Raw genomic sequence first — 12,127 nt, 5'->3', positions numbered from 1 at the left:
TCACTTGCGATGCTACACCAGCCGGCTCTGCTTCGCCGCCGCCGCGATGAACGAGGCGAACAGCGGGTGCGGCTCGAACGGCCGCGACTTCAGCTCGGGGTGGAACTGGACACCGATGAACCAGGGGTGATCCTCGTACTCGACGATCTCCGGCAGCACGCCGTCGGGCGAGAGGCCGGAGAACTTCAGGCCGTGCTGCTCGAGCCGATCCTTGTAGGCGGTGTTGACCTCGTAGCGATGACGGTGGCGCTCGGAAATCTCGGTCGCGCCGCCATAGACCTCTGAGACGCGGCTGCCGCGGTTCAGCGCGGCGGGGTACGCGCCGAGGCGCATCGTACCGCCGAGGTCGCCGGCCTGCGAGCGCTTCTCGAGCTCGTTGCCGCGCAGCCATTCCGTCATCAGGCCGACCAAGGGCTCCTTGGTCGGGCCGAACTCGGTGGAGTTGGCGTCCTCGATGCCGACGAGATTTCGGGCCGCCTCGATTACCGCCATCTGCATGCCGAAGCAGATGCCGAAATACGGCACGTCGCGCTCGCGCGCGAACTGCGCCGCGCGGATCTTGCCTTCCGCACCGCGCTGGCCGAAACCACCGGGCACCAGGATGCCGTTGACGTGCTCGAGGAACGGCGCCGGATCTTCCTTCTCGAAGATCTCGCTCTCGATCCAGTCGAGATTGACCTTCACCTTGTTGGCGATGCCGCCATGCGAGAGCGCCTCGATCAGCGACTTATACGCATCCTTCATGCCGGTGTACTTGCCGACGATGGCGATGGTGACGTTGCCTTCGGGATTGCGGACGCGCTCGTTGATCTTCTGCCAGCTCTGCAGCGCCGGCGGAATCCGCGAGCCGATGCCGAACGCAGCAAGCACTTCGTCGTCGAGACCGGCGTCGTGGTAGGCCTCGGGCACCGCATAGATGTTGTCGACGTCGCGCGCCTCGATCACGGCGCTTTCGCGCACGTTGCAGAACAGACCGAGCTTGCGCCGCTCCTCCTTCGGGATCTCGCGATCGGTACGGCACAGCAGGATGTCCGGCTGGATGCCGATCGAGCGCAGCTCCTTCACCGAGTGCTGCGTCGGCTTGGTCTTGAGCTCACCGGCGCTCGGGATGTAGGGCAGCAGCGTCAGATGGATGTAGACGGCGTGGTCGCGCGGCAGCTCGTTCTTGAGCTGGCGGATCGCCTCGAAGAACGGCAGGCCCTCGATGTCGCCAACGGTGCCGCCGATCTCGACCAGCACGAAGTCGTAATCGTCGTTGCCGGAGAGGACGAACTCCTTGATCGCGTTGGTGACGTGCGGCACCACCTGGATGGTCGCGCCGAGATAATCGCCGCGGCGTTCCTTCGAGATGATGTCCTGGTAGATGCGCCCCGTCGTGATGTTGTCCTGCTTGGTCGCAGGCCGCCCGGTGAAGCGCTCGTAGTGACCGAGATCGAGATCGGTCTCCGCGCCGTCATCGGTCACGAACACTTCGCCGTGCTGATACGGCGACATCGTTCCGGGATCGAGATTGAGATAGGGATCGAGCTTGCGGAGGCGGACCTTGTAGCCCCGGGCCTGCAGCAGGGCACCGAGTGCCGCTGAAGCCAGACCCTTGCCGAGCGAAGAAACCACGCCGCCGGTGATGAATATGTACCGCGCCATGGGACCTAACCTCTAATCCCTCGAATCCGATTCGCCAAAGCGATTCGCATTCCGCCCCAAAGAATCTGCGGGCCTGTGGGTGAGCCAAAACGAAGAGTGGTGACAGAGCCTTGATGGGGATTATTGATGCAGGACGCTAGCCGCCGTCCTGCATGGCCCCCCTGCTTTATTGCGAGCGAGGCACCTGCGGGCCGCTCGGCGCTGCCGGGGCCTGCTGCTGCTCGTCCGCCTTCTTCAGCGTATCCAGAATGCCGCCCGAGGTCGGCGCCGAGATCGGCGCGCCACCGGCCGGCTGGGTCTGCGACGCCGGCTGGCCGATGATCGAGGACGGCGCGCGGTTGTAGCCGGCGTACCAAGACAGGAACAGGCTGGTCAGGAAGAAGCCGGCAGCGAGGATCGCGGTGGTGCGCGACAGAAGATTCGCGGTACCGCGGCTCGACATGAAGCCCGCGCCGCCGCCCATGCCGAGGCCGCCGCCTTCCGACTTCTGGAGCAGGACGGCACCGATCATGACGGCAACGATCATGAGGTGGATGACGATGACAACAGTCTGCATAGTATCCTTCCGTCACAAGCGGGCGGCGCCTGACGGCGGCCGATCGCGCTTCGCGGGTTTTCCTGAAGTTGCGCGGTGTTACACGATCGGAAGGGGCATTGCCACCCCCGATCGGCCACGGTCCGCGCTTTACGCCCAGCTGGGGGCAGCGCTTTAGCTAAGGGCAGCCCTTGAGCTAAGGGCAGCCCTTGAGCTAAGGGCAGCCCTTGGCAATGGCAAGGAAATCGGCCGCCTTCAGGCTGGCGCCGCCGACCAGAGCGCCGTTGACGTTCTTCACCGCCATCAGCTCAGCCGCATTCGAGGGCTTGACCGAACCGCCGTAGAGGATTCGCATCTTGGCCCCCTCCGGCTTGAACCGGGAGGTCAGAAGTTCCCGGATAAAGCCATGAATCTGCTCCACATCCTTGGCCGTGGGCGTCAGTCCCGTGCCGATCGCCCAGACCGGCTCATAGGCCACGACCAGATTGGCGGCCGTGGAACCGTCCGGCAGCGAGCCGTTGAGCTGGCCACGGAGGACCTCCAGGGTCTGGCCGGCATCGCGCTGGGCTTGCGTTTCACCGATACAGACGATCGCGACCACCCCGGCCCGCCAGGCCGCTTCCGCCTTCTGCCGGATCAGGGCATCGCCCTCACCGTGGTCGGCACGGCGCTCGGAATGGCCGACGATGATAGCGGTCGCCCCCGCGTCAACCAGCATTTCGGCCGCGATATCGCCGGTATGGGCGCCAGAGGCCTTGGGATGGCAATCCTGGGCCCCCACGGCGACCTTCTTGCCGCGCCCCTTCTCCGCAAAAGCCGCAATCAAGGTCGCGGGCGGACAGACCAGCAGATCGGCCTTGCCGGCGACGTCTGCCGCGCCATCGAGCATGGCGTCGAATTCGGCGGCCGCGGCCTTCATACCGTTCATTTTCCAGTTGCCGGCGATCAGCGGTCGGATGGCATCGGTCATGTCAATTTTCCAGCAGAATGAGGTTTGTGCATGCGCTAGCAGAGGTCCTGCTGCAGTTCCAGATTCTTGTTTTGACGCGTTTTCCCGACGCGAACCCGGGGGCCACTTCCTTAGAAAGCGCCTTGGGGCCTTTAACCGCAGTCTCAGGCGGCCTGGCCTGAGGTTGCGGGGGGAAAGCCGCCACTTTATGATGGCATATCAATTTGGTGACGCGCTTTTGCGGAATCTGCATTAAGACGCGCTCCCGTTCCCCTCCTGCCAAACAAGTTGGACCAAATGCTTCGAGGAATGCGCAAGGCCTCATCAAACTGGGTCGGCAAGACCATCATGGCCGTCGTGATGGGCGTGTTGATCATCAGCTTCGGCATTTGGGGCATCGCCGACATTTTCCGGGGCTTCGGGCAGTCCACGGTCGCCAAGGTCGGCCACACCGAGATCTCGCTGAACGAGTTCCGCCAGATCTACACCGACCGCCTCCAGCAGATCGGCCGCCAGTTCGGCCGGCCGCTGACGCCCGAACAGGCACGCGCGTTCGGCGTCGACCGCCAGGTGCTCCAGCAGACGATTGCTGAAGCCGCCCTGGATGAAAACACGCGCCGGCTCGGGCTCGGCCAGTCCGACGACCAGATCCGGCAACTCATCATGAACGACCCGAACTTCAAGGGCGTCGACGGCAAGTTCGATGCGAACCGCTTCCAGGCCGTGATCCGCAATTTCGGCTACACCGAGCAGCGTTACGTGGCCGAGCAGCGCAAGGTGGCCTTGCGTCGGCAGATCACCGGCACGATCGGCGCCGGCCTCGAGCCGCCGAAGACCATGCTCGACGTGGCGACGCGCTTCCAGAACGAACAGCGCGCGATCGAGTTCGTCAGGCTCGACACGGCACAGGCGGGCACCATCGACCCGCCCTCGCCCGAGGCGCTCGCCGCCTATTTCGAGGATCACAAGGTCCAGTTCCGCGCGCCCGAATATCGCAAGATCGTCTTCGCCGTGATCTCGCCGGAGGAGATCGCCAAATGGAGCGACGTTTCTGACGACGACGCGAAGAAGCTGTTCGATCAGCGCAAGGACCAGCTCGGCACGCCGGAGAAGCGCCAGATCCATCAGATCGTATTCCCGAACGTCGCCGACGCGCAGGCCGCGCGCGAGCGCCTCGCCGGCGGTCTCTCCTTCGAGGACCTCGGCAAGGAGCGCGGGCTGAGCGCCACCGACGTCGATCTCGGGCTCGTGGCCAAATCCTCGCTCGAACCCGCAGTCGGTGACGCCGCCTTCGCGCTTCCCGCGGGCGAGATCAGCCAGCCGATCCAGGGGCGTCTCGGCGTCTCGATCGTCAAGGTCGACAAGATCGAGCCGGGCGCCGAGGCCGACTACGCCAAATTTGCCGCCGACGTGAAGCGCCAGATCGCGACCGAGCGTGCGCGCACCAAGGTCGGCGAGCTCCGCGACAAGATGGAGGACGAACGCGGCGCAGGCACCAGCGTCGCCGAGGCCGCGCAGAAGCTCGGGCTCACCGCCGTGACCATCGATGCCGTCGACCGCTCCGGCCGCGCGCCGAACGGGCAGACCGTTGCCAACATTCCGCAGGGGCTCGATGTGGTGTCGCAGGCCTTCAACAGCGACGTCGGCGTCGACAACGACCCGATCTCGTTCAAAGGCGGCTATGTCTGGTACGACGTGCTCGCCATCACGCCGTCGCGCGACCGCAATCTCGACGAGGTCCGCGATCAGGTCGAGGCCCGTTGGCGCCAGGACCAGATCGCCGCCAAGCTGAAGACCAAGGCGACCGAAATGGTGCAGAAGCTCGAACAAGGCGTCAAGCTCGCCGACGAAGCCTCGGCCGTCGGCGCCAAGGTCGAGACCGCCAGCGGCTTCAAGCGCGATGATCAGCCGGCTGGCGTGCCCGCAAACATCGTCGCGGCCGCCTTCCGGACCGCCAAGGACGGCGTCGGACAGGCGCCCGTGACCGGCGGCACCGAAGTCATCGTTTACCGCGTCACCGATATCGTCGAACCCGCGGTCGATACCGCCTCCGACGCCGTCAAGAAGCTGAAGGACGGCATCGACCGGGCGCTGACCGACGAGCAGGTCGCCTCCTACGTCACCAAGCTTGAAACCGACATCGGGACCACCATTAATCAGGCCGCCTTCGCGCAAGTGACCGGCGCGAACCAGTGAGTTGAAAGCACGCGATGGACGACCTGAAATCGATCATTGGAAAAGTGGCGACCGGCGCCAGCCTGTCGCGTGACGAGGCGGCCTCCGCCTTCGACGCCGTAATGTCCGGCGAGGCCACGCCCTCGCAGATGGGCGGGCTGTTGATGGCGCTGCGCGTGCGCGGCGAAACGGTGGACGAGATCACCGGCGCCGTCACCGCCATGCGCTCGAAGATGCTCACGGTCGACGCCCCCGCGGACGCCGTCGATATCGTCGGCACCGGCGGCGACGGCTCCGGCTCCGTCAACGTCTCGACCTGCGCCTCGTTCATCGTCGCGGGCACCGGCCTGCCGGTCGCCAAGCACGGCAATCGCGCGCTGTCGTCGCGCTCGGGCGCAGCCGACGTGCTGGCCTCGCTCGGCGTGAAGATCGACCTCCGGCCCGACCAGGTCGGCCGCTGCGTCCGCGAATGCGGCATCGGCTTCATGTTCGCGCCGGCGCATCACCCCGCGATGAAGAACGTCGGCCCGACCCGGGTCGAGCTCGCGACCCGCACGATCTTCAATCTGCTCGGGCCGCTGTCCAATCCGGCCGGCGTGAAGCGGCAGATGGTCGGCGTGTTCTCGCGACAATGGGTGCAACCGCTGGCGCAGGTGTTGAAGAATCTCGGCTCCGAATCCGCCTGGGTGGTGCACGGCTCCGATGGCCTCGACGAGATCACCCTCACCGGCCCGACCTTCGTTTCCGCGCTCCACAATGGCGAGATCCGGAATTTCGAAGTGACGCCAGAGGACGCCGGCCTGTCGCGCTGCGAGTCCGGCGCCCTCAAGGGCGGCGATGCCGACGCCAATGCAATTGCGCTGCAAAGCGTGCTCGACGGCAAGCCGAGCCCCTATCGCGACGTCGCGCTGCTGAATGCCGCCGCCGCGCTCATCGTCGCCGGCCGCGCCAAGGACCTCAGGGAAGGCGTCGCGATCGGCGCAAAATCGCTCGACAGCGGCGCGGCGAGCGCGCGGCTTAAGCATCTGATCGCGGTCTCGAACAGCTGAGCCTGTCATGTCCGACATCCTGACCAAGATCGAAACCTACAAGCGCGAGGAGATCGCGGCAGCCAAGCGCGCCCAGCCGCTCTCCGTCGTCGAAGCCAAGGCCAAGGCGCAAGCCGCGCCGCGCGGCTTCGTGCGTGCGATCAAAGCCAAGCACGCCAATGGCGACTACGCGCTGATCGCCGAGGTGAAGAAGGCCTCGCCTTCCAAGGGGCTGATCCGCGCCGATTTCGATCCGCCGGCGCTCGCCAAGGCCTATGAGGCCGGCGGAGCGGCCTGCCTCTCGGTGCTGACCGACACGCCCTCGTTCCAGGGCCATCTCGACTTCATGGTGGCAGCGCGCGCGGCGACCTCGCTGCCGGTGCTGCGCAAGGATTTTCTGTTCGACACCTATCAGGTCGTCGAGGCACGCGCGCATGGCGCCGACTGCATTCTCATCATCATGGCCGCGCTCGATGACGCCACGGCCGCGGATCTCGAAGACGCAGCCCTCGCCTACGGCATGGACGTGCTGATCGAGATCCACGACCGCGCCGAGCTCGACCGCGCGCTGAAGCTGCGTTCGCCGATGATCGGCGTCAACAACCGCAATCTGCGCACCTTCGAGACCACGCTTGCGACCAGCGAGACGCTGGCGCCGTTGATTCCCGAGGGGCGGCTGATGGTCGGCGAGAGCGGCATCTTCACCCCTGGCGACCTCGCAAGGCTCGCGCGCGTGGGCATGTCGACCTTCCTGGTTGGCGAGAGCCTGATGCGACAGGCCGACGTGACTGCGGCCACACGCGCGCTGCTCGCGCGCGAGACCAAGACCCGCGCCGCGGGCACGCGCTGACATGGCGCGCAAGCCCGCGAAGGCCAGGCCCTCGAAGACGGCGAGCCCTGTCCTCACTCATATCGGCGCCTCCGGCGAGGCTCGTATGGTCGACGTCTCCGACAAGGCCGCAACCGAGCGGCTCGCGGTCGCCGAAGGGCGCGTCATCATGGAGAAGGCGACGCTCGACCTGATCGTTTCGGGCAATGCCAAGAAGGGCGACGTACTCGGTACCGCGCGCATCGCCGGAATCATGGCGGCGAAGCGCACCTCGGAGCTGATCCCGCTCTGTCATCCGCTCGCGCTATCGAAGGTCATTGTCGACATCGAGCCCGACGCAAAGCTGCCGGGCTGCGTGGTGCGTGCCAGCGTCAAGGTGACCGGCCCGACTGGCGTCGAGATGGAGGCGTTGACGGCGGTCTCTGTCGCCTGCCTCACCATCTACGACATGATCAAGGCCGTGGAGCGCGGCGTCCGCATCGAGGGCATCCATCTCATCGAGAAGCTCGGCGGCAAATCGGGCCACTACCGCGCCTGACCCTCCTACTTCAACGACGAGCTGATCGAGCCGAATTTCGCATTGAGCTTGCTGCCGAGGCCGTTGACGACGCTGATGATGGCAAGCGCGATGCCAGCCGCGATCAGCCCGTATTCGATTGCCGTCGCACCGGATTCGTCGGCCCAAAAATTTTTCAAAGTCTTTCTCATGCTCGTATCCTCTCTGCGTCGTCGCAAACCCAACTCGCAAATCGCGTGCCAGTGCATCACCGAGGACCGTCAACGCGTTAGATGGTTAAGCATTGATTGACGCGGCCGCGACCGGCAACAACTGACGGTCATCGCGACCATCGCAGGCAAAATTTGCACGCCTCTCGCCGTGCGCATCGATTGCATTTGTGCGTTACGGTTCATGTCGCATTAACCGCGCTTCCTAACGCCGCCTCCACATCGATCCCGTAAACCGACGGATGTTATGGGATCGCGAATTGACCCTGACGTGTGTACGGCAACCGACATGATGATGAGATACGGCAGCCGCCTCCTTGACCAGGCTTTCGTGCGCAGCGGACCGATCCGCTGGCTCGTGGTGGGCGGCACGCTGTTGATCGCGGCGATCGCAGTCGGCGCGGTGCTGATGGCGCAGAATTTCCGCGAACGCGCGCTACGCAACTCCGGCCGCGAGCTGGACAACACCGTGCTGCTGCTCACCCATCATTTCGATCAGCAATTGCAGGATTTCGCGGTCATCCAGAGAGATTTCGTCGACCATGTCCGCGCGATCGGTATCGCAGGGACGGAAGACTATCGCAATCGCCTCTCCGGTCAGGACATCCACCGGATGCTGCGTTCGAAAATCGAAGCCTTGCCCTACATGGGCGCCGTCAACGTCATCGATGCCGAAGGCAACCTGATCAACTCGTCGATGGCGTGGCCGGCGCCGAAAGTGAATGTTGCCGATCGCGCCTATTTTCGCACCTTCAAATACGCTCCCTCCTCGCCAGACGTCCTGATCGAGCCGCTTTATAGCCGCGTCTCCGGGCAATGGACGATCCTGATCGTGCGCAAGGTCGTTGGACCCGACGGCGAATTCATGGGCGTGGTCGGGCGCGGCATCGAACCCGTCGGCTTCGAGAAGTTCTTCGCCTCCGTCGTGCTGGGCGAGGGTGCAACGATCTCGATGCTGCATCGCGATGGCACGCTGCTCGCCCGCTATCCTCACTCCAGCGAACTGATGGGGCGGAATTTCAAGAACGGCTCGTTCGAGCAGCAAAGGATCTTCGGACTCGACCAGTTCGCCGGACGCTTCGTGAGCCCGATCGACGGCGAGGACCGGCTGATCTCGGCGCGAGCCCTGCCCCATTTCCCAATTCTGATGATGGCAACGACCACGCGCGCGGCGGCGCTTGCCGACTGGCGCGAGCAGATCGGCATCCTGATTTCGGTCGCCGGCGCGTCCGCGCTCGCCATCGCCGGCGTGCTGATCGCGATCGTGCGCAAGCTCCTGGAGCAGCACCGCATCTCCCGGGAGCGGCTGACGCTGGAGAAGCAGCGCCTCGACCGCGCCGTCAACAACATGACCCAGGGCCTGCTGCTGTTCGACGCTTCGAAGCGGCTCGTGGTCTGCAACCAGCGCTACATCGAAATATACGGCCTGTCGGCCGAGATCGTGAAGCCCGGCTCCAGCTTCCGCGACATCATCGTGCACCGCAAGGCGACGGGCTCGTTCACGGGCGATGTGGACCAGTATGTCGCGCGCGTGCTGCGCGATATCCATGTGCGCAACTCCATGGTCGTCGACACCAGCGACGGCCGCTCGGTCCAGATCGTCAACGAGCCGCTCGGTGATGGCGGCTGGGTGGCGACACATGAGGACATCACCGAGCGCCGTCGCATCGAGGAACGCATCACCCACCTCGCCCATTACGACGCGCTGACCGACCTGCCGAACCGCGCCATGTTCCACGAACATCTGCGCGAGGAGCTCGGCGCCATCGTCCACGGCGAAGAAATCGCGGTGCATTACATCGACATCGACGAATTCAAGGGCGTCAACGATGCACTCGGCCATCTCGTCGGCGACGAGCTGTTGAAGTGGGTGGCGAAGAGCCTGCGCGACTGCGCCGGGCCGACCGACTTCGTCGCGCGGCTCGGTGGCGACGAATTTGCGATCGTACAGAGCGCGGTGACCTCACACGATCAGGTCAGCGAGCTCGTCTCGCGGATCTTCGCGGCGATCCGCGTGCCGTTCGACTGCATGGGCCATCACCTCACCACTGACGCCAGCATCGGCATTGCGCTGGCGCCGGGACACGGCACCGCATTGGATCAGATCCTGAAGAATGCGGACATGGCGATGTACGCCGCCAAAACCGCCGGGCGCCGCACCTATCGCTTCTTTGAGCCGGAAATGGACGCGAAGGTGCGCGAGCGGCGCCAGGTGGAGATCGACCTGCGCCACGCCATCGCCCATGGCGGTCTCGAGGTCTATTACCAACCCTGCCTGAGCCTGAAGGACGATCGCATCACCGGCTGCGAGGCGCTGGTGCGCTGGCATCACCCCGAGCGCGGCATGGTCTCGCCCGCCGAGTTCATCCCGATCGCAGAGGATACCGGGCTGATCAACGCGATCGGCGAATGGGTGCTGGCGACCGCCTGCCGCGACGCGGCCGGCTGGCCCGACGACATCCGTCTCGCCGTCAACGTCTCGCCGGTGCAGTTCAAGAGCGGCACGCTGGCCCTGAAAATCATGGCGGCGCTGGCCGCCTCCAATCTGCCGGCGAGCCGGCTCGAGCTCGAGATCACCGAGGCCGTGCTGATCCGCGACGACGACGCTGCGCTTGCGATCCTGCACCAGCTCCGCGCCATCGGCGTCCGCATTGCGCTGGACGATTTCGGCACCGGCTATTCCTCGCTGAGCTACCTCCATCGCTTCCCGTTCGACAAGATCAAGATCGACCGCTGCTTCGTCAACGACATCGCCGGTCCCGATGGCTCCGCCAGCATCGTGCAGGCCGTAGTCAACCTCGCCAGTGCCCGCCGCATGGCGACGACGGCCGAAGGCGTCGAAACCGAGGAGCAGCAGCGGCTGTTGCGCACGCTCGGCTGCACCGAAATGCAGGGCTATCTGTTCAGCGCCGCAAAGCCGGCCGACAAGGTCGTGGAGCTGTTCGCACTCCACCGCAGCCGTCTCGCCCGGCGCGACGGCAACGAAAGCCGCCGCCGCGAGGCGAGCTAGGCGCACGGGAGCACGGTCTGCTATGTTGGCGAAAGCTGCCCCCGCAGGTGTCCTCAGATGCGTTTTCTCGGAACGTCCGTAGCAACGGCTTGCCTATGGTTAGGCACAATCTGGGCCAGTCAAAGTTCAGCCGCAGATCTCGAGCAGCTTCTCAGAGACGGTCGCGTGCCAGGGCTTTCCTTTGCTGTGATACACGCCGGCAAGATCGTCGAAACGAGAGCGCTTGGTGTCCGCGACGTCTCGACAGGCACACCGGTCGACGAGAACACGATCTTTGAGGCTGCCTCGCTGTCCAAGCCGGTTTTCGCCTACGCCGTGCTTCAGCTCGTCGATGACGGAATGTTGTCGTTGGACAAGCCTCTTTCGACCTACGTGCCGGACTTCGTCGGGGATGACGCACGTGCGGCTTCGATCACCGTGCACAACGTGCTCCGCCAATCCTCCGGCTTGCCGAACTGGCGCAGCAGCACCATCCCTCTCAAGACCTATTTCCCACCGGGCGAGCGCTTTAGCTATTCCGGCGAGGGATTTGTCTGGCTGCAGCGCGTCGTGGAGACCGCTCAATGATGTCGTCACGCGCCTGGTCTTTGATCCACTGGACATGAAACGATCCAGTTTTATCTGGCGCGCGGACTTCGAAGCGGACTACGCAGCTCCACATGATTCCAAGCCGGCTTCCGGCAACAAGCGGCGGCCGTCAAAGGCCGTAACCGCGTCCTCGCTGCAAACGACCGCAGCAGACTATGCGCGCTTCCTGCAAGCGGTCCTGTCCGGCGCGCGCCTCAAGCCAGAGACTGCAAAACAATGGCTAGAGCCGCAGATCAGGCTTCGACAGCATTGCATTCAATGCCTATCGACTGATCAACCGGACGCAGATCAGCACATCGCTTGGGGCCTGGGCTGGGGTCTGGAGCCTGATGGAGGCTCGTTCTTCCACTGGGGTGACAACGACCAGTTCAAGGCATTCGTGATCGGATCACGAGCGGATCAGTCGGCCGTCGTCGTCTTCACCAACGGCTCCAATGGAATGGCGATCATGCCGGATGTCGTCCATCAACTGATGCCTGGCGATCATCCGGCTTTCGCGTGGCTCAATTACTCACGGCATTCCGCGGGCCACGCTGTGCTCGATTGGCTTCGTGCCGGCTGGCATCAGTAGGTCACCGGACCAAGCCCGCTTTCCGTGTCGCCACCGGCGCTTCGCGCCCTTGTCCGCGAGGAACTCGCAAGA

The 12,127-nt window shown here is 64.6% G+C and carries 9 protein-coding genes and 1 pseudogene; 6 read left to right on the top strand and 4 right to left on the bottom strand.

Annotation, left to right across the window (positions count from 1 at the left end; translation table 11 throughout):
- Positions 1 to 12: 12 nt before the first annotated feature.
- The 3 genes from ACWAT4_RS19125 to tpiA all read right to left on the bottom strand — a co-directional run bounded on the left by ACWAT4_RS19125 (position 13) and on the right by tpiA (position 3,149).
- Positions 13 to 1,644, bottom strand: a complete 1,632-nt coding sequence (locus ACWAT4_RS19125) for a CTP synthase (protein WP_212300840.1) — start codon at positions 1,642 to 1,644, stop codon at positions 13 to 15.
- A gap of 166 nt (positions 1,645 to 1,810) precedes the next feature.
- Positions 1,811 to 2,200: a preprotein translocase subunit SecG gene (gene secG, locus ACWAT4_RS19120; RefSeq protein WP_212300841.1), complete on the bottom strand. Its 390-nt coding sequence runs from the start codon at positions 2,198 to 2,200 to the stop codon at positions 1,811 to 1,813.
- Positions 2,201 to 2,393: 193 nt separating this feature from the next.
- Complete coding sequence (gene tpiA, locus ACWAT4_RS19115) at positions 2,394 to 3,149, bottom strand: triose-phosphate isomerase (protein WP_449731118.1); 756 nt, start codon at positions 3,147 to 3,149, stop codon at positions 2,394 to 2,396.
- Positions 3,150 to 3,425: 276 nt separating this feature from the next.
- On the opposite strand from tpiA, the gene ACWAT4_RS19110 reads away from it, so the two are divergent.
- From ACWAT4_RS19110 to moaC, 4 genes are read left to right on the top strand one after another with little or no spacing between them, the layout of a single operon-like run.
- Positions 3,426 to 5,324, top strand: coding sequence for a SurA N-terminal domain-containing protein (locus ACWAT4_RS19110; RefSeq protein ID WP_449731117.1), 1,899 nt, complete (start codon positions 3,426 to 3,428; stop codon positions 5,322 to 5,324).
- A 14-nt stretch (positions 5,325 to 5,338) separates the two neighbouring features.
- Positions 5,339 to 6,352, top strand: a complete 1,014-nt coding sequence (gene trpD / locus ACWAT4_RS19105; protein WP_212300844.1) for an anthranilate phosphoribosyltransferase — start codon at positions 5,339 to 5,341, stop codon at positions 6,350 to 6,352.
- A gap of 7 nt (positions 6,353 to 6,359) precedes the next feature.
- Entirely contained in the window at positions 6,360 to 7,181 is an 822-nt protein-coding gene (gene trpC, locus ACWAT4_RS19100; protein ID WP_449731116.1) for an indole-3-glycerol phosphate synthase TrpC, read from the top strand.
- Position 7,182: 1 nt separating this feature from the next.
- On the top strand, positions 7,183 to 7,698 hold the full coding sequence (gene moaC / locus ACWAT4_RS19095; protein WP_212424578.1) for a cyclic pyranopterin monophosphate synthase MoaC: 516 nt from the start codon (positions 7,183 to 7,185) through the stop codon (positions 7,696 to 7,698).
- A 5-nt stretch (positions 7,699 to 7,703) separates the two neighbouring features.
- On the opposite strand, the gene ACWAT4_RS19090 is transcribed toward moaC, so the two are convergent.
- Positions 7,704 to 7,868 carry a Flp family type IVb pilin gene (locus tag ACWAT4_RS19090; protein ID WP_212300847.1) on the bottom strand — a complete coding sequence of 55 codons (165 nt, stop codon included), beginning with the start codon at positions 7,866 to 7,868 and terminating at the stop codon, positions 7,704 to 7,706.
- 307 nt (positions 7,869 to 8,175) lie between these two features.
- On the opposite strand from ACWAT4_RS19090, the gene ACWAT4_RS19085 reads away from it, so the two are divergent.
- Positions 8,176 to 10,896, top strand: coding sequence for a bifunctional diguanylate cyclase/phosphodiesterase (locus ACWAT4_RS19085; protein ID WP_449731115.1), 2,721 nt, complete (start codon positions 8,176 to 8,178; stop codon positions 10,894 to 10,896).
- Positions 10,897 to 10,953: 57 nt separating this feature from the next.
- A pseudogene (locus ACWAT4_RS19080) lies at positions 10,954 to 12,055 on the top strand (serine hydrolase domain-containing protein).
- The last annotated feature ends 72 nt before the right edge of the window (positions 12,056 to 12,127 follow it).

The organism is Bradyrhizobium sp. T-1 (assembly GCF_053592855.1).
This window is presented reverse-complemented; position numbering and strand designations above follow the sequence as displayed.